23 protein-coding genes are annotated in these 22,325 nt (G+C 32.1%); 8 read left to right on the forward strand and 15 right to left on the reverse strand.

Annotated features, from left to right (window positions below; all coding sequences use genetic code 11):
* The first annotated feature begins 113 nt into the window (after window positions 1–113).
* Both JW646_RS01945 and JW646_RS01950 read left to right on the forward strand, forming a co-directional pair.
* Window positions 114–941: a sensor histidine kinase gene (locus JW646_RS01945; RefSeq protein WP_228416383.1), complete on the forward strand. Its 828-nt coding sequence runs from the start codon at window positions 114–116 to the stop codon at window positions 939–941.
* A 313-nt stretch (window positions 942–1,254) separates the two neighbouring features.
* Window positions 1,255–2,115 (forward strand): MerR family transcriptional regulator, encoded by an 861-nt coding sequence (locus tag JW646_RS01950; protein WP_228416384.1) that lies wholly within the window; start codon window positions 1,255–1,257, stop codon window positions 2,113–2,115.
* Between the two features lie 126 nt (window positions 2,116–2,241).
* Here JW646_RS01950 and JW646_RS01955 read toward each other — a convergent pair whose 3' ends face one another.
* The 11 genes from JW646_RS01955 to JW646_RS02005 form a co-directional block, all read right to left on the reverse strand.
* Window positions 2,242–3,423, reverse strand: coding sequence for a CaiB/BaiF CoA transferase family protein (locus JW646_RS01955; protein ID WP_148557426.1), 1,182 nt, complete (start codon window positions 3,421–3,423; stop codon window positions 2,242–2,244).
* Window positions 3,424–3,450: 27 nt separating this feature from the next.
* Entirely contained in the window at window positions 3,451–3,828 is a 378-nt protein-coding gene (locus JW646_RS01960; RefSeq protein ID WP_228416385.1) for an acyl-CoA hydrolase, read from the reverse strand.
* A gap of 45 nt (window positions 3,829–3,873) precedes the next feature.
* Window positions 3,874–4,350 (reverse strand): beta-alanyl-CoA:ammonia lyase, encoded by a 477-nt coding sequence (locus JW646_RS01965; protein WP_074917958.1) that lies wholly within the window; start codon window positions 4,348–4,350, stop codon window positions 3,874–3,876.
* A gap of 23 nt (window positions 4,351–4,373) precedes the next feature.
* Window positions 4,374–5,729: a branched-chain amino acid transport system II carrier protein gene (brnQ, locus tag JW646_RS01970; protein WP_228416386.1), complete on the reverse strand. Its 1,356-nt coding sequence runs from the start codon at window positions 5,727–5,729 to the stop codon at window positions 4,374–4,376.
* Between the two features lie 116 nt (window positions 5,730–5,845).
* The gene (gene acrA / locus JW646_RS01975) at window positions 5,846–6,952 is read right to left on the reverse strand and encodes an acryloyl-CoA reductase electron transfer subunit beta (protein ID WP_228416387.1); all 1,107 of its coding nucleotides are present in this window, start codon (window positions 6,950–6,952) and stop codon (window positions 5,846–5,848) included.
* 22 nt (window positions 6,953–6,974) lie between these two features.
* Window positions 6,975–7,778 carry an acryloyl-CoA reductase electron transfer subunit gamma gene (gene acrB, locus JW646_RS01980; RefSeq protein WP_228416388.1) on the reverse strand — a complete coding sequence of 268 codons (804 nt, stop codon included), beginning with the start codon at window positions 7,776–7,778 and terminating at the stop codon, window positions 6,975–6,977.
* Window positions 7,779–7,800: 22 nt separating this feature from the next.
* Window positions 7,801–8,943: an acryloyl-CoA reductase gene (acrC, locus tag JW646_RS01985; protein ID WP_228416389.1), complete on the reverse strand. Its 1,143-nt coding sequence runs from the start codon at window positions 8,941–8,943 to the stop codon at window positions 7,801–7,803.
* Window positions 8,944–9,380: 437 nt separating this feature from the next.
* The gene (gene preA / locus JW646_RS01990) at window positions 9,381–10,613 is read right to left on the reverse strand and encodes an NAD-dependent dihydropyrimidine dehydrogenase subunit PreA (RefSeq protein ID WP_187359262.1); all 1,233 of its coding nucleotides are present in this window, start codon (window positions 10,611–10,613) and stop codon (window positions 9,381–9,383) included.
* A gap of 46 nt (window positions 10,614–10,659) precedes the next feature.
* Window positions 10,660–11,865, reverse strand: a complete 1,206-nt coding sequence (locus tag JW646_RS01995) for an FAD-dependent oxidoreductase (protein WP_074917972.1) — start codon at window positions 11,863–11,865, stop codon at window positions 10,660–10,662.
* Window positions 11,866–12,185: 320 nt separating this feature from the next.
* On the reverse strand, window positions 12,186–13,301 hold the full coding sequence (locus tag JW646_RS02000) for a nitronate monooxygenase (protein WP_074917975.1): 1,116 nt from the start codon (window positions 13,299–13,301) through the stop codon (window positions 12,186–12,188).
* A 2-nt stretch (window positions 13,302–13,303) separates the two neighbouring features.
* Window positions 13,304–14,329, reverse strand: a complete 1,026-nt coding sequence (locus tag JW646_RS02005) for a LacI family DNA-binding transcriptional regulator (protein ID WP_228416390.1) — start codon at window positions 14,327–14,329, stop codon at window positions 13,304–13,306.
* 246 nt (window positions 14,330–14,575) lie between these two features.
* Between JW646_RS02005 and JW646_RS02010 the strand changes: the two genes are divergently transcribed.
* From JW646_RS02010 to JW646_RS02020, 3 genes are read left to right on the forward strand one after another with little or no spacing between them, the layout of a single operon-like run.
* On the forward strand, window positions 14,576–15,841 hold the full coding sequence (locus JW646_RS02010; RefSeq protein WP_228416391.1) for a Zn-dependent hydrolase: 1,266 nt from the start codon (window positions 14,576–14,578) through the stop codon (window positions 15,839–15,841).
* A gap of 49 nt (window positions 15,842–15,890) precedes the next feature.
* Entirely contained in the window at window positions 15,891–17,264 is a 1,374-nt protein-coding gene (gene hydA, locus JW646_RS02015; RefSeq protein ID WP_228416392.1) for a dihydropyrimidinase, read from the forward strand.
* 9 nt (window positions 17,265–17,273) lie between these two features.
* A complete protein-coding gene (locus JW646_RS02020) occupies window positions 17,274–17,768 on the forward strand; it encodes a DUF1097 domain-containing protein (RefSeq protein ID WP_083399320.1) in 495 nt (164 codons plus the stop codon).
* Window positions 17,769–17,843: 75 nt separating this feature from the next.
* Here the strand turns inward: JW646_RS02020 and JW646_RS02025 are convergent, their stop codons facing one another.
* Together JW646_RS02025 and JW646_RS02030 are read right to left on the reverse strand one after the other, a co-directional pair.
* Window positions 17,844–18,191: a four-helix bundle copper-binding protein gene (locus tag JW646_RS02025; RefSeq protein ID WP_228416393.1), complete on the reverse strand. Its 348-nt coding sequence runs from the start codon at window positions 18,189–18,191 to the stop codon at window positions 17,844–17,846.
* A gap of 99 nt (window positions 18,192–18,290) precedes the next feature.
* A complete protein-coding gene (locus tag JW646_RS02030) occupies window positions 18,291–18,905 on the reverse strand; it encodes a GNAT family N-acetyltransferase (protein WP_228416394.1) in 615 nt (204 codons plus the stop codon).
* A 307-nt stretch (window positions 18,906–19,212) separates the two neighbouring features.
* Here JW646_RS02030 and JW646_RS02035 point away from each other — a divergent pair, with 307 nt between their 5' ends.
* The 3 genes from JW646_RS02035 to JW646_RS20280 all read left to right on the forward strand — a co-directional run bounded on the left by JW646_RS02035 (window position 19,213) and on the right by JW646_RS20280 (window position 19,923).
* Window positions 19,213–19,434, forward strand: a complete 222-nt coding sequence (locus JW646_RS02035; protein WP_228416395.1) for a DUF1659 domain-containing protein — start codon at window positions 19,213–19,215, stop codon at window positions 19,432–19,434.
* Window positions 19,435–19,536: 102 nt separating this feature from the next.
* Entirely contained in the window at window positions 19,537–19,761 is a 225-nt protein-coding gene (locus JW646_RS02040; RefSeq protein WP_074916130.1) for a DUF2922 domain-containing protein, read from the forward strand.
* 15 nt (window positions 19,762–19,776) lie between these two features.
* Window positions 19,777–19,923, forward strand: coding sequence for a YvrJ family protein (locus JW646_RS20280; RefSeq protein WP_074917988.1), 147 nt, complete (start codon window positions 19,777–19,779; stop codon window positions 19,921–19,923).
* Between the two features lie 57 nt (window positions 19,924–19,980).
* Here the strand turns inward: JW646_RS20280 and JW646_RS02050 are convergent, their stop codons facing one another.
* A complete protein-coding gene (locus JW646_RS02050) occupies window positions 19,981–21,033 on the reverse strand; it encodes an S-methyl-5-thioribose-1-phosphate isomerase (RefSeq protein ID WP_228416396.1) in 1,053 nt (350 codons plus the stop codon).
* Window positions 21,034–21,104: 71 nt separating this feature from the next.
* The gene (gene mtnK, locus JW646_RS02055) at window positions 21,105–22,307 is read right to left on the reverse strand and encodes an S-methyl-5-thioribose kinase (protein WP_228416397.1); all 1,203 of its coding nucleotides are present in this window, start codon (window positions 22,305–22,307) and stop codon (window positions 21,105–21,107) included.
* Window positions 22,308–22,325: the final 18 nt, after the last annotated feature.

Consider the following 22,325-nt stretch of genomic DNA (forward strand, 5'->3'; position numbering starts at 1 on the left):
TTTTCTTACAATCCATACTGTATTTACTTTTATTTACAATTACTATTTGTCCTATTATTAAATTACTTAAAAACACTTTTAAGATTTATATGAAAGATGATATGTCACATTATTTGAATATATTATGGATTATACCCTTTTGTCTTTTTTTTAGCGATATAATACTAACAGTTAATAATAAGTGGGTAATAGATATTAACCATATAGTATCTCGTTTACTATCAATTATTGCTTGTTTGGCCATATTTAGATGCACCACTATTTATTTTACAGAAAAGAAAAGCAAAGCTGACATTATTCACAATAATCAACTACTTAAGCTTCAGGTTTCTGACTTAAATAATCGCTTACAAGATATTGATAGAAATAAGGAAAGTTTAAGCATACTTAGACACGACATGAGACACAGACTATACTTAATAAAAACCATGTTAGATGAAGGTAATTATCATGAAATTAATAATATTATTGATAATATTGATAACAATCTAAAGGAAACTAAAATAATTTCCTTTTGCAAAAACCCTATTATTGATGCTTCTTTGTCTGCTTATATTGAAAAAGCAATTGAAAAAGACATTAAGGTAATTACAAAAATAGATATTCCTTGTGAATTAAATATTGATACTACAGACTTGGCCGTTGTTATTTTGAACCTTATGGAAAATGCTCTTCATGCAAGTTTAAAGCAAAACTCTAAGGAAGATAAGATTATTGAAATAAGTTCAAAATACTCCAATAAAACTTTAGCATTTAGAATAAAAAACAGGTTTGATGGGAAAGTGACCTTTGGCAAAGATAATCTTCCTGTTACATCTTCCCTGGGTCATGGTGTAGGTATGCGCTCTGTAAACGCCTTTACGAAAAAGTATAATTCCAGCTTATCTTGTACCTATGAAAATGGCTGGTTTTCTACTATTTTATTTATAAATAATTGCTAGGTACAAATTCGCTTCGCTTAAGCCACTGCGTGGGCGCTACACTTCATATCGCCAACGAGATGCCTTCGCTACCGCTTCAGGCAACGACCTTGCTCAAAAATATAAAAAATCCTATTGGTGTATTATGTACATTTATAGGATTTTTTGATTTATTTTTTAATTATCATTCATTTCTTTCATAATTTCGAATAGTTATTTTTTATTCACCCATACAATTGTGCTATAATTTAATATATACTAATCTAATTATTAACAATAAATATTTCCAAAATATATTAAATACATTTCACAATACTCATGGGGGGATCTATATATGAAGTTACAAGAAAGATATTCCATAGGTGAAGTTGAGAAAATTTGCAATATTCCCATAAAAACTTTACGATACTATGATTCCATAAAATTAGTAATACCTTCTTTTAGGGATTCAGAAAGTAATTATAGATATTATAGTAAGGAACAAATGGTAACAATTTGCATCGTTCGCAAACTTAGAATGCTGGGATTTGGGTTAAAGGAAATTCATAATATTATAAATGATAATAAAGCACATATTTTAGAAGAAAGTGTTGATTCGAAATTAGTCGAAATTTCCGGGGAAATAAAAAAACTACAACAAAAATATACAGAGGGCTGTACTTTTTCTCAAAGATTAAAAAAGGGCGTTGATTTATTATGTTTGTACTCAAAAGACGAGGTTGAATCAAAAGGTATAACTATTGAGGAAATTCCTCCGTCTTACTTATTTTACACAAAAAAAGTTATGAAAAATTATTCAAACAAGGATGTTTCCTTAGAAAGATGGGTTGAGCTTATAAACTTGTCTAACAAAATAAATATAGAAAATAAAGGCTCTATCCTTGTTACTTATTATTCAAATCCTTTAGAACAGTTTTTATACAAAGATATTGAAATTGAATTTGGTATGTATTTGGACGCTCCTATTGAATCTTGTAATTGTAAGAAGTTTGGTGGATTTACAGCAGCAACTACTGTTCATGTGGGAGATTATTCAAATATAATAAATACACATATAAAAATGATTCAGTATCTTAATAAAAATGGATACAATATTAAGGGTAATATTTCCGAAGAGTTTATTATATCTCCTTTTGATGTAAATAATCCAAATGAACATGTAACAAAGATAATAATTCCTATAGAAAAGGTATAAATCGGGACCCTTTAGCCACTGGGTGGGCGCTTCAGGCAACGACCTTGCTCAAAAAGAGAAGTATATCATTTTGTTAAATGAATACTTCTCTTTTATTTAATCTATTATAAATAGTATAAGGGAAATCTATATTACGCCTTCTTCTTTTAATGCTTTTACTTCTTCTTCACTTAGGCCAAATACTTCTGCGTTGTGTTGACCAAGAAGAGGTGCTGGTGTGTCTACACTACCTGGAGTTTCGGAAAGTTTCATAACGCATCCTTGGAAATATTGATCTCCTGCAGTTGGATGTTCACAGTGTACCATCATCTCACGTGCTTGAATATGTGGATGTTCAATAGCTTCCTTAACATTTAAAATAGGTCCACATGGTATTCCTGCTTTGTCCATAATGTCTTCCATTTCTTTTTTAGTATAATCCTTACACCACTGACCAATTAAATTTTGTAAATCTGGAACGTAATTTTTACAACGTAAATCATTTGTTGTAAATCTTTCATCTTCTAATAACTCTTCATGATTTATTGTTTTACAGAATTTTTCGAAAAGTCTGTCGTTACCAACTCCTACAGCAACAAATCCATCCTTACATTCAAATACATCAAATGGTGCTATTGAAGGATCTATATTTCCATTACGCTCTGGTATAATTCCTCCCACTGTATAGTTAACAAGGGCATTTTCAAGTAAACTAAATATTGTATCTATCATTGCTACGTCCACAAGCTGTCCCTGACCAGTTTTTTCTTTATTATAAAGTGCCATTAATAAACCAACTGTTAAATAAATTCCAGCAACGTGGTCTGCAATAGAAGGTCCAACTTTTACTGGATTAGTTTCTTTGTAACCAGTAAGGTTTATCATTCCACCCATGGCTTGTGCCACTATGTCATAACAAGCTCTATGAGATATAGGACTGTTTTGCCCAAATCCTGAACCTGATGCATATATTATAGAAGGATTTACTTTTTTTACAGACTCATAATCTATTCCAAGTCTTTTTGTAACTCCTCCTTTGTAGTTTTCTACAACTACGTCTGCATCTTTAACTAAGTCATAAAACATTTTTTTACCTTTTTCTGATTTAAGGTTAAGAGTAACACCTTTTTTGTTACGATTTACATAGCAGTAAAAACCACTTTCTCCACTTTTGTCATCTATTGGGCCCCATTCACGACATTGGTCCCCATTAACAGGTTCTATTTTTATAACATCTGCTCCATAGTCAGCTAACATCATTGTACAAAATGGTCCATTTAATGCGGAAGTAAGATCTACAACTTTTAATCCTTCCAGTGCTTTTTTCATGATTATCGCCCTCCTTTACCTCATATTTTAAAAAGTTTCATAAACAAATTGTCCTACTGTAGATAGTACTGGCTCTGGAAGTACATCTATAGAACTTGGGAATGGTGGGTCTTTAGGTACTTCTATAACTTTAAAAGCTCTTACTTCAATTAGTGCTTTGTTTCCATCTATTTGTTTAGTTCTTGCTATATACTCCATATAGTCTCCTGCTTGAGATGGTGTATATAAACGTATTTTTTTAACTTCTACACAATGACCTGTATTTCCAAATACCTTAGCCATTAGTCTTACTGCTGCATCGTTCATAAGAGTAATATTTCTTGCTCCATTTATTAATCCACCTAGATAAAAAACATCTCTATTTGACATTCTATAACGAAATGTTGCTGTCTGTTGTTCATTCATAATCTAACTCCCCTTTTCATATTATTTTTTATTTAAATTTAAAACTTATATTTCAGCTTCTGCTTCCTCTGGAAAATCATCAAGTGGGAACCATGGATCTGTAACTAATCCTTCTGGCTGTTCTCCACGTTGTAAGTGTTTTTTAACTACTAAACGTACATATCCTTCTGTACAAAGTACTGGCTCATCAAACCAGATCATATCACCTTTTTTACAATCTGTTTTTCCTTCACGAAATGCTGGTGTAGCAAGTTTGTAAACTTCTATTTTACAGTCACGAGAAGAATTCCCAACTTTAACTAATGTGGCTTTGTAATCTACCATATCTCCCACATAAACATCTTTGTAACATTTTACATCGTGATATCCTAAGCAAAGTGACTCATCACCATCACATAAAATCATTTCCTCTGTTTCAACGTCACCTATAAAATCAAACTGACGTCCAATTGATATTAACCCATCTGGATTAGCTGCATCTGCAGTTGTCATGTTATAACTTAAATAAGATACTTTTCTCATAATAACTCCTCCAAATAATTTTTTTAGCTAGCAACATCTTCTATCTTTTCTTTCTTGCATATGATTATTAAACTTCCAATAATAACAACTGCCATTGTCCATGGAAACCATGCAAGCTTTTCTGAAGATAGAGGAAGTGCCTCATAGAACTTATTTAAAAAACCTAAATTTATATTTAATTTAATTCCATAAGCGTAAATTGTATCAATAGCACCAAATATTAATGCTGTTATCATTGCATAAGAACATATTTTTAATTTTCTTTCATCTTGATTGTTTGGTACAAGAGCATAATATATTACAAGTACTATTGCTGCTGGGTATATTCCATCAAGTATTGGTCCTAAAAATGCAAGGATTGATGAAAGTCCCATACAACCAAATATTGTACTAAGGATTAATATTGAAATAGATGCCTTCTTGTAATCAACTTTTCCCTGTGTTATGTCTAAGAAAAATTCTGCACATCCAGAAGTCATTCCTATTGCAGTAGTAAGAGCTGCAAAGAATAGTGCTACTGAGAATAATATTCCACCAGCTTTTCCTAGTAACTGTGTGGAAACTTCAGTATAAAGAGCTGTATAAGTTAAATCTATCTGGCCTCCTGTTGAAGCACCTATTAGCATATGACATAGATGTGTAATAGTTAAAAGTGCAATACCTATTATGCCTACTCTAATAATGTTTTTGCTCATACGCTTTTCTGATACGCCCTTTTCTTTTAGTGAGTTTAAAATAACCACACCAAATATTAGGGCACAAAGTATTTCAGCTGTTGCATATCCATTAGTAAAACCATAGGAGAAGGCTGAACCTTCATAAGATTTTGCTACTGGTGTTGATATTGGATCTATAAGTCCTTTTCCTACAACAATTATTACTATAATAAGAAGTAGTGGAAATAAAATTTGAGAAATACGATCCATTGTTTTTCCTGGACTAATTAAAAACACATAAGTTACTAAATAAAATAGTATTGTAAATATAATAAGAGGTAACTTAGCTTGTGGATTTAGTCCAAAAGCTTGAACTACTGAGTCCCATGCTGCTGCACTCATACGAGGTATAGCATATAGTGGACCTAGTATAACAATTGTTAGTATAGTATAAAATTTTCCTAACTTTTTACCTAAAACACGATTTGCAATTTTACTATAACTACCATTTCCTCGTGATAATGCAATATAAGCAAGTAGTGTAAGTAACAATGATGTAATAAATGCTCCAGCAAATGCTATTAATACAGAAGAACCACTTTCTTTTCCCCAGTTCATTGGCCAAACCATACTGGATGCTCCAAAGTGCATAGAAAACAATGCTCCACCCATCATAAATAAAGCTGGTAGTTTCAAATCTCCATTTTTGTTTAAATTATTCATTATATCCTCCATAAATCTAATATTTAAATATTAAAGCTACAAAGGTATTAAATATGGATTTGCAATTAGATAACTAGTGTCACATATCTACCCTCATACATCTATTGCTTACTTATTTATTTATTGTTTTTAACTTCTTTTATGTTTTCTATCATCATTGGAACAATTTTAAATAAATCTCCACTTATACCAAAGTCAGCACAGTCAAATATTGGTGCTTTTTCATCTTTGTTTATTGCGATAATCAATTCTGAGTCTTGCATACCTGCTTTGTGTTGAATAGCACCTGATATACCTAAAGCCACATATACTTTTGGGTGAACTGTTTTTCCTGTTTGCCCTACTTGGTGATCTGCTGATAACCAGCCAGAATCTATAACAGCACGGCTACCTCCTACAACTCCTCCACCAAAAGCATCTGCAAGTTCCTTAGCAAGTTCTATCCCTTTTTCAATATCCTTGCTAATTCCACGTCCTACAGAAACAATAACCTCTGCTCCTATAAGGTCAACTATTTGTTTAGCTTCTTTTACAACTTCCAAAACCTTTGTTTGTAAGTCATCTTCACAAAGGCTAACTGGATATGTTTCCACTTCACAAGCTTTTGCCTTTTCTTCACTAAACTCACCTTTTTTCATAACACCTGGTCTAACTGTTGACATACAAGGTCTAAACCTAGGGCATATTATTGTAGCCATTAAGTGACCACCAAAGGCAGGTCTTGTCATTTTCAAATTTGTATCTTCCATTTTGAATTTTGTCTTTGACAAATCAAGTGTGGAAGATGTTTCTATAAAATCAACATAATTATTCATATCTATATCTAAGTGTGTACAGTCTGCTGTAAGCCCTGTGTGTAATCTAGCTGCACATCTTGGTGCCAAATCTCTTCCTATATTAGATGCACCTATTAATACAACCTCTGGTTTTTTGTCCATTACCACATCACAAAATACCTTTGCATATGCATCTGTAGTATATTCTTTAAGATTTTCATCATCACAAATAATTACCTTGTCTGCTCCATAACCCCCAAGTTCTTTTCCAAGATGACCTATATTATGTCCAAGGATTACTCCTATAAGTTTTGAACCTCTTTCATCAGCTAGTTTACGTCCTTCACTTATTAACTCAAAATTCGTGTTCATCATCTGTCCATGACGTTGTTCACAAAATACCCAAATATCTTTAAATTCTTCTATACAAGAACTATTGAACTTCATATTTGATTGTCTCCTTTCACAATTAAATAACATGTAGTTTTTCTAATTTACTAGTTAACTGGGCTACTGCTTCTTTGCCATCACCTTCAAGCATTATTCCCACTCCCTTTTGTGGTGGTGTAAATGACTTAAATATATTAGTAGGTGAACCTTTTAGACCTATAGTATCAATATCAATTAATGGTTCCTCTTTTAATGCTTCAAAATCTAAAACAGTAAGTGGTTTTTTGTAACATTCCATAATTCCGTTTATAGTCATATAACGAGGCAATATATTGTCTTCTTTAACACATGTTATAAGACAAGGAGTCTTAACTTCTACCATCATATATCCATCTTCAAGCATACGTTTTATAGCTAATTTTTTTTCTTCTTTTTTTATTGTTGCTGCATAAGTAACTTGTGGAATATTTAGTTTTTCTGCAATTTGTGGGCCTACTTGTGCCGTATCTCCGTCTATTGCTTGACGTCCACAAAAGATTATATCTTCATCACTTATACCTAAGTGAGTAATTGCTGCTGCAATAATTTGTGATGTGGCAAAAGTATCAGAACCACCAAATTCACGAGAAGATATAAGTACTCCGTCATCTGCACCCATGGCAAGTATTTCTCTAAGCATTTTTTCTGCTTGAGGAGGTCCCATAGTTATTGCTGTAACTTCACATCCAAATTCATCTTTTAATTTTAAGGCTTGCTCTATAGCTATCATGTCATCTGGATTTATAATAGTAGACATGGAACCACGGTTAAGCGTTCCATCTGGATTAACTGCTACTTTTCCAGATGTATCTGGTACTTGTTTAACACAAACATAAATTCTCATTGTTTTATACACTCCTTCTTCCTTATTTCATAACTGCTCTTGCTATAACTACTTTGTGAATTTCAGAAGTACCTTCATAAATTTCAGTAATCTTAGCATCACGATACATTCTTTCAAGTGGATAGTCTTTCATATAACCATATCCACCATGAATTTGGAGTGCCAAATTCGTTACAAAACGTGCATTTTCTGCAGCATTTAATTTACACATAGCCGCCTCTGTTGTGTGAGGTTTATCTGCATCTTTTAGATATGCTGCATAGTAAACAAGTGCCTTGGCTGCTTCTGTTTTAGTAGCCATGTCAGCTATATACCACTGAATTCCTTGTAAAGCTCCTATAGGTTTTCCAAATTGCACACGTTCTTTTGTATATTTAACTGATAATTCTAAAGCTCCCTCAGCCACACCTACTCCTTGTGCCCCTGTTCCTATACGAGCACCATCAAGAGCTTGCATTGCTATTTTAAATCCTTGACCTTCTTTTCCTAGAAGGTTAGATACTGGAACTCTACAATCTTCAAATATTAACTCAGCAGTTTCAGAACCACTTAGCCCCATTTTTGACTCTACTTTTCCAATACTAAATCCTGGAGTACCTTTTTCAACTATTATTGCTGACATTCCCTTAAGTCCCTTTTCTGGCTGAGTAAGAGCAAATATTAGTAATATATCTGCACGGCTACCTCCAGAGATAAAACACTTGGTACCGTTTAAAACATACTCATTTGTCTTTGGATCAAGTATTGCTGTAGTCTTTGCAGCACCTGCATCTGAACCTGCATTTGGTTCTGTCAGAGCAAAGGCTCCCAAAGATCCACCCTTAGTAAGTCTTGGTAAGAATTTTTGTTTTTGCTCTTCATTTCCAAATTTATAAATGGCATGAGGTGCAATTAAATGGATAGATAGTATTGCTGCAGAAGACATACATTTCTTAGCAAATTCAGAAACTGCTAATACCTCTTCCAAGGCACCGCCACCTGATCCACCATACTCTTTTGGAACACCTATACCTGTAAATCCTATATCAGCCATTTTCTTGAAATTATCAACTGGAAAAGTATGATCAATATCAACATCAGCTGCAACTGGCTCTAACACTTCTTGTGCAAACTGTCCAGCTAGCCTTTTTATCATTTCCTGTTCTCTAGTTAATGAAAAATCCATATGTTATTTCATCCTTTCTTTTATCTATTTTCTATATATACATTCTTAGCTTTGCTTTGCCTTGCCTCAAATTACTATCTTAATTAAGTTATATCTTATATAGCAACTGTACTGTCAACGAAGTAAAAGCACCTAATTTCAACATGTTTGTACTATTTATAAAAAACTCTCCCCCTGCTGTACCTCTTATATAGATGTAAATTTTACATATTTCACTTATAAAAATAAGGCAATTTCATATTTTGTACCAAAAAAAAACATGATTCTTTGGTAGAGTTTTTTTTAAAAAACACCACCTTTAAGGGAAAATTAATCACACAATTTTTTCTTAAAAATTGGATTAAACCCTTTAGAAACACCACTATATTTCAACAATAAAAAAAGAGTCATACCAAGCAGTTAAACTACTTGATGTGACTCTTTAATTTATTTGAATATTACATAACTATTTCTTTTTCTTTTCCATCTCTAAACATTATTTCGCCTTTGCCTATTGCTCCAACTGGACATACTAGACTACATAAGTGACATCCAACACACTTATCTTTGTTTAAAGATATTTCTCTAGTTTCTTCGTTGTATGTATATGCTTGATGTCCTCCATCAAAACAAGATACGTAACATCTTCCACATCCTAAACATTTATCTTTATCTATTTCTGGATAAATAACAAATGTACGATCTATATCTTCAGCAGGTATTATGTTGCAATTTGCTATTCCTACTAAATCTTCTAATTTATCTATTCCTCTTTCTTCCATAAAGTATGATAATCCACTTATCATATCTTCAACTATTCTGTATCCATATTGCATTACAGCAGTTGTAACTTGTAAGTTGCTTGCTCCTAATACTATGAACTCTAGTGCATCTTTCCAAGTTTCTATTCCACCTATACCACTTATTGGAACATTTTTTAATTTTTCATTTGTTCTCATTTGTTGTATAAATCTTAATGCTATAGGTTTAACAGCTTTTCCTGAATAACCAGATATAGAAGATTTACCATTAACTATTGGTAATCCTATCATTTTATCAAAATCTATACCAGTTACTGATTTTATAGTATTTATAGTAGATATACCTGCTGCTCCACCTTCCATAGATGCTATTGCTGGTATGTTCATATCACCTATATTTGGTGTCATTTTTGCAAGTATTGGTAATTTAGATCCTCTAGCTACTGCTTCACAGTATGTTTTAACTAATTCTGGGTTTTGACCAACATCAGATCCCATAGCATGACTAGTCATTTGAGGACATGAGAAGTTACATTCTATCATATCTGCTCCAGCTTCTGTAACTAATCTAGCTAATTCTTCCCATTCTTTCTCGTTTTCACCCATTATAGATGCAACGATAACTTTTGTAGGATAATTAGTTTTTAACATTTTTAAAGCTTCTAAACTTTCTTCTAATGGATGTTCAGAAATTTGTTCCATATTTTTAAATCCAACAAACTCAGTACTTTCTTTTCTTAAAGCGTCAAATCTTGGAGAACAATCTGTTGGTATGAAGAAACCAAGAGTTTTAAATACAACTCCACCCCATCCAGTTTCTAAAGCCTTAGCACACATTTCATAACAGTTATCTACAGGTGAAGAAGATAGAAAAAATGGATTTTCACACTTAACACCACAAAATTCAATTGATAAATCTTTTTTAAACATTATTTGCCCACCTTTCTTTATTTAGGGATATTAATTATATTTTTTATTAGCATTTTTCTAAACATGTGTTATTTACATATTCAATAACTTTATTAGCTACTTCTTTACCACTCTTTATTGCATAAACAACAGTTTTATCACTAGAAACCACGTCTCCAGCTGCAAATATTCCTTTTGAAGCATCTACTAAGTCTTCTATATTTCTTTCACTTTCTTGACTTATTGCTAATATATACTGATCACATTTCATTGTAATTGTTGTGTCATTACCTAAACTTTCAAAAGTGGCTTTTTCAACTTTTGAATTTCCTTCTATACTAACTGGTTTGAATTTTACAAATATGTTTACACCAGCTTCTTTTGTTTCAACTTTTTCATCTATGTATGCTGGCATTTCTTTTTCAGTTCTTCTGTATAATATATTTACGTTTTCTGCTCCTCTTAATTTTGCAGTTCTAGCAACGTCCATGGCAACGTCTCCACCACCAATTACTATAACGTTTTTACCTGCATATAAGTTTTGTGGATCTTCTTTAACTCTTCTTAAATAGTCAACACCGATTTCCACATTTTCTAAATTCATTCCATCTATATTTAATGCTTTACCTTTGTGAAGTCCACATGCCCATATAACAGCATCAAAACCTTCACTTAGTAAATCATTTGGATTTTCTACTTTAGTGTTGTTTTTGAATTCAACACCTAATTCTTTTACTTGATTTATTTCATGGTCAACTAATTCTTGTGATAATCTATCACTTGGTATTCCATATGATAAGTAACCACCTAATTTTTCATCTCTTTCGTAAACAGTTACATTACATCCTTCTTTTACCAATTCCAATGCTGCTGCAAGACCAGCTGGACCAGATCCAACTATAGCAACTTTCTTGTCACCTTGTTTTCTTTCTCTTAATAATGGAACGTTTAATGTTTTATCTAATTCCATTAAATATTCTTGAAGCATTTTTATTTTTATTGGTGTTTTTAGGTCAACTCTGCTACAAGCTCCTTCACAATATGCCTTTGATGGACATACCTTAGAACAAACTCCACCTAAAACATTGTTAGCTTTTATTGTTTCAATAGCCCCTTTTGGATTTTCAAATCTTAATGATCTTATAAATTTTGCTGGGTCTGTTCCAGCTGGACAAGCCTTAGAACATGGTGCGTCATGACATAGTAGACATCTAGAAGCCTCTTCACGTATTACTAATTCAAAATTCTTATCTGTTATTTTATTTTGATCCATTTTTATCTTCCTTTCTAAACTATTTTTATTTTAAGCCACAATAAGGCTTTGTTACATTCGTACATATACCTATACCTAACATATACCTATTTGCCTTACCCTTAACCCGATTGTTAATGTTTCTTTTTGTTGTACTCCTTTCTTTAAGAACAAGGACTTGACTGTAAACGTTTACATTACGTTTATACTTAAGTTATAATTCCATTTTTTGTTAATGTCAACAATAATTTGTTATTTTTTTGTTAAAGTTTTTTTTTCATTCTAAATCCATAATAAAAAAAAGTGCCATATAACCCAGTATATAGCACCTTTTTAGTATATTAATTTTCATCATAAATTTGTAATTTATTTGTAGGACAAATATGAACGCAAAGGCCACAACCAATGCATTTAAGTTTATCAATTTTTATTTTATTATTAACAAATTCTATAGCATTTTCCAAACAATATTCAATACATAAATTGCAATCTTCTTTGCAAGATTTATCATCACATTTACAAGTCATAGGTTGCAAAGATAATTCGTCTAAAGGTTTTATCTGTTCTAAAGCCTTTCCACGTATTTCATCTATTGAGCTGATTTTTTTATCTGTACACCACTTTTCCAAATCATTTGCTATTTTTCCAATTACACTCTCTCCATTTAACATAAGAGCTGTACCAATTTGTACTGCTGATGCGCCCAGCATCATATACTCTATTACATTTTCATAGTTTTCTACTCCTCCCACACCACATATAGGAATATCAACTGATTGGGCAATAGATGCTACACTTGCTAAAGCAATGGGTCTAATAGGTGCTCCAGAATATCCACCGTAAGTTGGCAGTAGTGGAACTCCTTTTTCAATATTTACACCTAAAATACATCTTATAGTATTTATGGCACTTATTGCACTTGCTCCAGCATTTTTAGCTGCTTTTGATACTTCACTTATATTGTTTACATGTTGAGATAACTTTACCATAACTGGTATTTTAACATTTTCCACCACATGTTTTACTATGTCGTAAACAAAATTTTGATCAGAACAAGCAACTTCTACTCCTTCACCTAAAGGGCTTGATAAAGAAATCTCAATGGCATCTGCACCATACTTTTCTAGTTTTTTTGCTAAATATGTAACTTCTGATGGTGAGTGACCTGAAATACTTGTAATAACAATTCCCCCATCACTTTTGGCTATCTTTAACTCTTCTTTCCATCTTTCCAATTGAAAACGACTATAAAATCTTATATTTTGCAATCCTTGACCATTGTACGCTACCTGTTCACTTATCTTTGAATATGGATCACTTACTATAGTTTCTGTAATTACAGCTCCTGCCCCAGCTTTCAAATTATTTCTTAATTTTTTCCCATCCCCATTCCAAGGGCCAGCTGAAACAATAATTGGATTTTTTAGTTTTAATCCCATGAAGTTCGTCTCTAACATAATTAAAATATCTCCCCTATTCTATTACCATATCCACATGATTTACGTATTTTAATCTTTGTTTCTAGCAGTATCTCTTGAGTAAAACTATCTTCAGAGTCTTGGTTATTAATAATATCTATTAGTAATCTAGCTCCCAAAACACCTTGCTTATGTAGAGGATTAATTATTGTTGTTAATTTTGATTCGATCATTCTAGAAAGCTGAATATTATCAAATCCTATAACAGCTATATCCTCTGGTACTTTTATATCGTTATCTCTTAGTACTGCCATTGATGCAAAAGCAAAAATATCATTTGTAGCAAAAATTGCTCTTGGAGGATTTTTTAGCTTAAGCAACTTCTTAGTTAGTAAATACCCTTCATCTAGAGATATTTGAGAATGTAGAACATAATTATTTTCAACATTAATATTACTATTCTCCAAAGCTCTCTTAAAACCCTCTAGTCTTAGAGTGTTTTCTCTCTTTTCTTTTGGACCGTTTATTATAGCTATTTTATCATATCCAATGTCAATCAAATGCTTTGTTGCTTTGTAACTTGCTTTTTCATAATCAATTTTTACTGTATCAATTTCTTTACAAGCATTACTTTCCCCTATAGATACTATTGGAATTCCTTTGGATTTAATGGAAAGTAACTTCTTACGGCTTATTGAACTTGAAATAATTATTAGCCCATCAGTATTTCTTTTGATTAAGCTATCTATACTTTCTTCTTCTTTTTGACAATTATAGGAGCCATCACAAATAACTGTAATGTAACCACTTTCTGACATAATATCCTCAATACCTTTTATAATTTCCATGTAACTTGGATTTAATATGTCAGGAACGATTATTCCAATTGTTTCTGCTTTCCCTAAGTTCATACCTCTAGCAAACCAATTGGGTGTATAGTGGCATTCATCTATAACAGCCTGAACTTTTTCCCTCGTTGCATTTGCAACTGTTTCTGGATGATTTTGCACCCTGGATACAGTTGCTACTGATACACCAGCTTTTTTTGCAATTTCACGTATATCCATAATTTACCTTCCCCAACTATTTTATAATCTTTGATTCATTTTTATTTTAACTAAGTTTTCCTATTACTGCAACGATTTCAAATAGAGATTATTGTTATATAATTATCGTATTCCATTTTGGAATAGTTAAAAATTTATTCTTTTAGTTGACTTTCTAACTTAATAGCCTTATATATTTATTATAGAAAGTGTGTAAACGTTTACATTTTTTCTTATATCAATTTAATTATATGGAGGGAAGTTTGTATGTTTAGATGTAGTACTGATAGAATGGAAGATAAAATAAAAACATTTTCAAAGTTTGGAGATGCAGGACATGGCGGAATAACAAGATATTCATTATCGCCTGAAGCTCTTCAAGCTAGAAATGAGTTCGTTAAAAGAATGGAAGCAATTGGTGCAGTTATAGAAACAGATGATATGGCTAACATGTACGCTACATTACCTGGTACAGATCCTAATGCAAAAAGAATTGTAATGGGTTCTCACTGTGACTCTGTAAAAAATGGTGGTAACTATGATGGTATTTTAGGAGTAATGGGTGCTATGGAAGTGTTAGAAACTGTTGCTACTGAAAAAATTTCTCACAAACATCCACTTACTGCTATGATATGGACAAATGAAGAAGGTTCTCTATATCCACCAGCAATGATGAGTTCTGGTATAGTATGTCATGATGTACTTCCTGGTGAAATTGCTAAAAACTTTGAATATGATAATATGATGAATTCTAAAAGCATGTTAGATAAAACAACTACTTTTGGTTCTCAATTAGCTAACTTCAAATACAAAGGAAAAAAAGAAAATCGTTTAAATGTTGATAAATATAAATGTATGTTTGAACTTCACATAGAACAAGGTCCTATCTTAGAAGATGCTGGCAACGATGTTGGTGTTGTTACTTGTGTTCTTGGAATGTTTAACTGTCGTATAAAATTCCATGGTCAATCTGATCATGCTGGTACAACTCCTATGCACAAGCGTCAAGACGCTTTATATGCTGCATCTCAAGCTCTTTGCTATCTACACGAAGAAATCGATAAATTAGGAAATAAAGAATTAGTTTATACAACTGGTGAAATAGTATGTCACCCATGTGTACATACAGTAATACCTGATTTTGTTGAATTCTCTATAGACGTTCGTCACGAAGATCAAGAATTATTATCAAAAGTATATGAAATAGTTAGAAGTTTAGAAGGTAAAGAATGGGCTAGATGTAAATGCGAAGTTCAATTAGCTTGGAATAGAGACACTGTTTACTTCGATAAAGAACTAGTAAACTTTGTAAAAAAATCTGCTGAAGAATTAAATATACCTCACCAATACATTAACTCAGGTGCTGGACATGATGCTCAGTTCGTAAACTACTTAATGCCAACAACTATGATATTTGTAGTATCAAAAGATGGACATTCTCACTGTGAACAAGAATACTCTACTCCAGAGCAATGCGCTAACGGAGCTACTGTTTTATTAAACGCTGTATTAAAAGCTGATTTAGAAGACTAATAATTAAAATTCATAATTTAAAATAATTTAAAAATTTGAGGAGGAAATTATGAGTAAATTTGATAAAGTAATAAAAAATGGTACAATTGTAACTGCTTCTGATACATATAAAGGTGACATAGGAATAAAAGACGGTATAATAGTTGAAATAAGCCAAAACTTAGAAGGTGATAATGTAATAGATGCTTCTGGTAAATTAATAATACCTGGTGGTATAGATGCACATACTCACTTAGATATGCCTTTTGGTGGAACTTTTTCAAGTGACGACTTCGAATCTGGTTCTAAAGCTGCTGCTATAGGTGGTACTACTTCTTTTATAGACTACTCTATACAACCTGCTGGCGGAACATTGGCTGATGCAGTTAACATTTGGAAAGAAAAAGGTTCTAAATCATGTGTAGACTACGGTCTTCATGTTGCTATAACAAAAGCTGACGAAAATGCTTTAGCTGAAATACCTACAATGGTTAAAGAAGGTATAACTAGTTTTAAAGTATTTATGGTTTATGATGCTATGAGAGTAAATGATGCTGCATTTATGAATATATTAGAAAAATCAAAAGAACATGGCGCTTTAGTTGGTGTTCACTGTGAAAACTATCATGTTATAAATCACAGAACTAAACAACTTTTAGAAGCTGGTAAAACTGAACCTAAATATCATGCTGTTTCTAGACCAGCAACATGTGAAGGCGAAGCTGCTAATAGAGCTATTACTCTTGCTAAATTAACAAATGCTCCTCTTTATATAGTTCACAATAGTTGTGAAGAATCAATTTCTAGAATAAAAGAAGCTCGTGAAGCTGGACTTCCAATAATGGGAGAAACTTGTCCTCAATACGTTATGTTATCAGAAGATAACTACGATGAGCCAGGATTCAATGGTGCTAAATATGTAATGTCACCTCCTCTACGTAGTAACAAAAACTGGGATTACATATGGCAACAATTAAAAGATGGCGTAATACAAACAGTTGCAACTGATCACTGCCCATTCTTTATGAAACAAAAAGAATTAGGAAAAGATGATTTTACTAAAATACCAAATGGCGGACCTGGTATAGAAACTAGAATGTCTATAATGCTTTCAGAAGGACCAAAACATGGTTTATCTTTAAATAAAGTTGTTGAAGTTACTTCTACAAACGTTGCAAAAATATTTGGTATGTATCCTAAAAAAGGTACAATAGCTGTAGGAAGCGACGCAGACTTAGTATTATATGATGAAAACAAAGAAGTTACTTTAACAAAAGATGTACTTCATGAAAATGTTGACTATACTGCTTATGAAGGTATAAAAGTTAATGGATATCCTGTTATGACATTATCTAGAGGTGATGTTATAGCTAAAGATGGCGAATATATAGGTGAAAACAACCGTGGTGAATTTATCAAACGTGGCAAATCTATAGTGTTATAGGTGAATGCTATGAAAAAAATGAGCTATATATGTGCCCTTGGAATAGTAACTGGCGTACTTTGTGGTATCTGGGCTTGGGGTTCTGGTTCTCTAGGACTGTTTACTTGGGCTGGTTTTGCTGGATGTACTACATACTTTGCCAGTGGTCATCATGGAGTTGAAGGTTTGAAAAAAACTATCTTACCAAACATGGCTGGTGTTCTTTGTGGTATGACAATTATATTATTATCTGGTTTAGTTCCAGTACTTGGTACTACAGGTGTTTGGTGTGCCATAGTTACATTTGTAATGTGTATTATAGGTAAATCAAAATGGTTTGATTTTATCCCTGGTACTTTTATGGGATGTTTTACAACATTTGCCGCTGCCGGTAATTGGATGTTATTAGTTCCTTCTTTATTACTTGGTGCTCTACTTGGTATATCATGTGATAAGGGTGGAGACTGGTTCTATAAAGTTGTAACAAATAACAACCCTAATGATAGTGATGTGGAGGCTGAATAAGAGTATTTACTTCATTATATAAAAAAAGAAATCAAAACTAGATTCAAAAGTCTAGTTTTGATTTACTTTTCATAATTATTTAGACATATTCATACATTCTTGTGCACATTGACGGCATATTTCTGCACATTTTTGACAATGTTCATCTTTAAACATTTCACATTCTTTAGCACAAATTTCACATATTTCTGTACACTCTTTACAAATATGTTTTGCATGTTCACTATTTCTTATCATATATTTAGCTGATAAACAACAAATATCTATACAATCTTGAAGAGTTTGTATACATTTTATTCTTGCTGCTACATCTTGTTCTTTTAAGCATAAAGTAAGACATTCTTCACAAGCTTGTGTACATTTTACACAGTTATCTATACAAGATTGCATATTTTCATTTCCCACATTACCTACTACACCCATAGTTAATACCTCCAAAGTTTTAATTTTTTTCCATGCTTAGTATTAACTTAATCTTTTTAACTTATCCATTCCCTTTCATGTAAATGATGGTTTTTTATATTACATCTTAAGTTGGCCTTCTCTAACTTCTTTCTTCTTCTCTTCAAATAACTTATCAAACTGATCTACAGCTTCTTCATCTACATTGTAACAATCATCAAATATATAAAATCCACTTACATCTTTTAAAGCATCATCTTTAAGTGTTTTTACCATGAAAAATGGTGCTTCATCCTCCATAGGTATTCCTTCCATATGAATACCATATTTGGAGGCTGGTTCAAAACCAAACCTACTGTAGTAGTTATTGTCTCCAGTAATAAACACAGCAGAGTATCCAAGCTTAGCAGCTTTTTCTAATGTGTCTAAAATCAACTTGCTACCTATGCCCTTTCCTTGAAACTCTGGCATAATACTTATGGGTCCAAATGTAACAAAAGTTTCATTGTCAATACCTTTAATGTATCCCTTTGTATAAGCAATATGGCCTACAATTTTATTATCATATACTGCAACTAACTCCAACTTTTCAATAGATCTTTTGTCCTTGTGCATATTATGTATTACTAAATGCTCACAACATCCAGGCATATAAACATTCCAAAATGCTTCTCTTGTCAAAATTTCCACTTCTTTATAGTCATTAGGGTTTATCTTTCTAAGTACTAAATTCATATAACCTCCTTCTAAAATAGTTATTTTAAATTTTTATTATATTCTATATCATTTATTTTACTTTCTTCTTATATAAGATTTTATCCTTTATTTTAACATATAACTTCTAAATATTTTTTTCAACTTTATTTTTAATTTGTCAACTATTATTTAAATAGAAAGTGAGCTCACAAATAAAATTCGCAAGGCTCATATCGCCAACGAGATGCCTTCGCTACCGCTCAGGCAACTCCGTTGCTGAAAAATTCGCAAGGCTCATGTCCTAGGCGATATATCCTTGCTCAAAAAAATTTAAGGAGGTAATAATATGGCAGTTGTTTCAACACCCAATGCGTCATCTATAAAGGTTAAATTTGATCATGGAACCAATTTAAATGGAGACAGAATAGTAAAAACTAAGACTTCTTCCAGTATAAAATCAGGTGCTTCAAATGAGGATATTATGGCTGTAGTAAATGCTCTAGCAGCTATGCAACAGCACACTTTAGCTGGCACAAACAGAGTGGATAACTCTTCTTTATCAGAGTAGTAAAATTCCCTGTGCTCACACTGCGTGGGCGCTACACTTCATAGTGCCAACGAGTTACCTTCAAGGTAACTCCCTTACTTTTAAAATTTAGGAGGTTAGAATATGGATGAGAAAATACTTGTAATGACGTTTAAAAACACTTTAGGAAACAGCTTTTCTGTTGCTGTTGAAGACCCAAGAGAGGACCTTGGTGAACAGGAAATAATAGATGCTATGAACTTAATAAAAGATAAAAATATCTTCCAGCCAAAGGGATACGATATATCAACTTGTGTATCTGCTAAAGTGGTTGATTCTACAACTACTGAGTACGATTTGGAAGTATAGTCTGGGGTGATATATATGGATAATATTCAATCTATCATTGCAAATCTTGGCTTTCCCATTGCAATTTCCCTTTATTTGTTGGTGAGAATTGAAGGGAAGCTGCAAGGTTTGACAGATAGTATAAATGAACTGTCCAAAAATATTATTAAACTTAGTAAGTAAAAGAAAGTGTGAATTTCCCTCTATGGAAAATTCACACTTTTTATATTGTTAAACAACTTAATAAAATTCTTTAACTTCACTATCAAAATATCTATTTAAATCATATGGTGAATATATTCCCTTATCAGTAACAATACCACTAATTAAGCTAGGTGGTGTTATATCAAATGAAGGATAAATTCCCTTAACTTCTTCTAAAGTATTTTTAATACCTCTATAACTTAATACTTGTTGCGGATCTCTTTCTTCTATTACAATATCTGTACCTTTTTCTTTATCAATATCTGGTATTCCAGTAACAAAATAAGGTATAGAAAAATGTTTTGCTAATAGGGCAATTTGATAAGTACCTATTTTATTTGCAATATGGCCGTCTTTAGCTATTGTATCTGCTGCTGATGTAAATAAATCTATGTTTTTATGCTCCATTGCATAAGCTACCATATTGTCTGTTATTACAGTTGTATCAAATCCCATTTGTGAACAACAGCTAGATGTAAGTCTAGCTCCTTGTAAATAAGGTCTTGTTTCTGCACAGTAGATTTTTACCTCGTTATTTCTTTTTTTAGCTGCACGTAACATCATTCCTATAATTGTCTCCCCAAAACATTGAGTAAGTATTGTTCCATTTTTAGGAAACATATCAGCCAAATATTCTCCTACTATTTCCATAGTAGAATATCTTCTATTTAATGAATCTATGGTTCTGTTAAATACAGCATCCACAGGGTCTTGTCCACTATCTAGGGCTTTTTTCCATTCTTTCAAACATCCATCTGTTATAAGTCCCATACGATTGGCCGTAGTTGGTCTTGCATGAGAAATAGTGTAAGATGCTTTTTCCATATACTCCAATTGATCTTTTTCTTTTTTGTCCTTTGCTTCAAAGGCTGCTAGGGCCATTCCCATTCCTGCTGCTGTATATGGTCCTGCACTTTGAGTAACCATATCTTGAATAGCCTTTGCAACTTCTTCGTGTGTTGTACACTCAACAAATTCTACTTGCGTTGGGTAAATACGTCTATCTAATATTCTAACTTTTCCATCTTCATACCATGCCACATTTTCATACTGAAGCATGAAAGCTAAATCTTGATCCATTCTCTTCATAATAATAAACCTCATTTTAAGTAACAGAGTAGTAATTTTAACTACTACTCTGTAAATTTTTTATATTTTGATTAAGATAATAGTAACTTAAACTCATTTACTACATCTTTTCCATCTGAAAATTTATCTCTATTATTAATCAAACTAATACCCATTTTTATTAGGCTTCTCTCCATTGGCAACCTTTTACTAATATCTTCTACAGATGTTACTTCTATTACCTTAGAGTCACCAACTACTCTACGTATTATTTCTGTTCCAGCATAGCCAAAAGAATCTGATATCACTTTCTTTGTATAATCTTCTTTAAAATCCTTATTATATAAATCGAAAGTAACTAATTCATCATATTTTACTGAGAATTTATTTATAAATAAGTTTATAGTATCTTCAATAGTAGATGATATCCAGCTAAGGAAATCTTCATTTTCCCTATCAGTATAATATTTATTAGCCCAAGCGAAGAATAGATTGCCTATTACATTTCCAACATCATATCCCATAGGTCCATAAAATGCAAATTCTGGGTCAATAACTTTTAATCCCTTTTCATTTATAAATATAGAACCAGAGTGTAAGTCACCGTGTACTAAAGCTTGAGTTTGATTCATAAATTTGTCACGAAGTATAGCCACTTCTTTTTTTAATTTGTCATCATTATACAAAAACTCTTCTACAAATTCTTTATTTTCATCTAAAATTATATTTCTACCTTTATAATCATAATATGGTTCAGTAAAAACTAAGTCCTCACTGATATCACATAGTTCAATATTAGTAAACAATTTTACATATTCTTTTTTCCTTGCTCTATCAAGAACTAAATCTGTAGTAGGTAATAAAGTATTTACCAAAAATGTTGAGATACCATCCGCTAAACAGCTAAACGTTTTCCCCTTCATCAATTCAGTTCTAAGATTTTTATACTCAGATATATCTTCCATTGAAAGAGCACACATATTCTCATCATAATGAAATACCTGTGGCACAAATTCCTTTGCAAGTTTGCCCTCAATCATAAGAATTTCCGCTTCTATTTTATTTCTATATACATCAAGTGGTCTTCCCGATGATCTTAAAAATTTATCTGCTTGTTTAATTATAATAGATTTTCCTGTTGATTTTTCCCATACTTTGAACACATAGTTAATATTTCCATCTCCAATTTCTATACATTCTAGTTCAGATTCTGGTTGAAAATATTCTAATTTATCCTTTGCATACTCTTTTGCAGTATTAGTATTCATTAAAAAGTGTTCTAAATATTTTTCCATGTTACGCCCCCCAGTATA

Origin of the sequence: Terrisporobacter hibernicus (assembly GCF_020809405.1) — a bacterium.
Lineage (GTDB): Bacteria > Bacillota > Clostridia > Peptostreptococcales > Peptostreptococcaceae > Terrisporobacter > Terrisporobacter petrolearius.

Excerpts from the sequence above, each read along its gene's own strand:
- JW646_RS02035 (WP_228416395.1), top strand. The coding sequence starts at position 19,213 with ATGGCAGTTGTTTCAACACCCAATGCGTCATCTATAAAGGTTAAATTT.
- JW646_RS02040 (WP_074916130.1), top strand. The coding sequence starts at position 19,537 with ATGGATGAGAAAATACTTGTAATGACGTTTAAAAACACTTTAGGAAAC.
- JW646_RS01950 (WP_228416384.1), top strand. The coding sequence starts at position 1,255 with ATGAAGTTACAAGAAAGATATTCCATAGGTGAAGTTGAGAAAATTTGC.
- JW646_RS02010 (WP_228416391.1), top strand. The coding sequence starts at position 14,576 with ATGTTTAGATGTAGTACTGATAGAATGGAAGATAAAATAAAAACATTT.
- JW646_RS01960 (WP_228416385.1), bottom strand. The coding sequence starts at position 3,828 with ATGAATGAACAACAGACAGCAACATTTCGTTATAGAATGTCAAATAGA.
- JW646_RS02000 (WP_074917975.1), bottom strand. The coding sequence starts at position 13,301 with ATGTTAGAGACGAACTTCATGGGATTAAAACTAAAAAATCCAATTATT.
- hydA (WP_228416392.1), top strand. The coding sequence starts at position 15,891 with ATGAGTAAATTTGATAAAGTAATAAAAAATGGTACAATTGTAACTGCT.
- JW646_RS01995 (WP_074917972.1), bottom strand. The coding sequence starts at position 11,865 with ATGGATCAAAATAAAATAACAGATAAGAATTTTGAATTAGTAATACGT.
- JW646_RS02050 (WP_228416396.1), bottom strand. The coding sequence starts at position 21,033 with ATGAAGAGAATGGATCAAGATTTAGCTTTCATGCTTCAGTATGAAAAT.
- acrC (WP_228416389.1), bottom strand. The coding sequence starts at position 8,943 with ATGGATTTTTCATTAACTAGAGAACAGGAAATGATAAAAAGGCTAGCT.
- brnQ (WP_228416386.1), bottom strand. The coding sequence starts at position 5,729 with ATGAATAATTTAAACAAAAATGGAGATTTGAAACTACCAGCTTTATTT.
- JW646_RS02020 (WP_083399320.1), top strand. The coding sequence starts at position 17,274 with ATGAAAAAAATGAGCTATATATGTGCCCTTGGAATAGTAACTGGCGTA.
- preA (WP_187359262.1), bottom strand. The coding sequence starts at position 10,613 with ATGTTTAAAAAAGATTTATCAATTGAATTTTGTGGTGTTAAGTGTGAA.
- JW646_RS02030 (WP_228416394.1), bottom strand. The coding sequence starts at position 18,905 with ATGAATTTAGTACTTAGAAAGATAAACCCTAATGACTATAAAGAAGTG.
- acrB (WP_228416388.1), bottom strand. The coding sequence starts at position 7,778 with ATGAGAATTTATGTTTGTGTTAAACAAGTACCAGATACATCTGGAAAA.
- JW646_RS01955 (WP_148557426.1), bottom strand. The coding sequence starts at position 3,423 with ATGAAAAAAGCACTGGAAGGATTAAAAGTTGTAGATCTTACTTCCGCA.
- acrA (WP_228416387.1), bottom strand. The coding sequence starts at position 6,952 with ATGAAGTTCAATAGTTCTTGTATAGAAGAATTTAAAGATATTTGGGTA.
- mtnK (WP_228416397.1), bottom strand. The coding sequence starts at position 22,307 with ATGGAAAAATATTTAGAACACTTTTTAATGAATACTAATACTGCAAAA.
- JW646_RS01965 (WP_074917958.1), bottom strand. The coding sequence starts at position 4,350 with ATGAGAAAAGTATCTTATTTAAGTTATAACATGACAACTGCAGATGCA.
- JW646_RS02005 (WP_228416390.1), bottom strand. The coding sequence starts at position 14,329 with ATGGATATACGTGAAATTGCAAAAAAAGCTGGTGTATCAGTAGCAACT.
- JW646_RS20280 (WP_074917988.1), top strand. The coding sequence starts at position 19,777 with ATGGATAATATTCAATCTATCATTGCAAATCTTGGCTTTCCCATTGCA.
- JW646_RS02025 (WP_228416393.1), bottom strand. The coding sequence starts at position 18,191 with ATGGGTGTAGTAGGTAATGTGGGAAATGAAAATATGCAATCTTGTATA.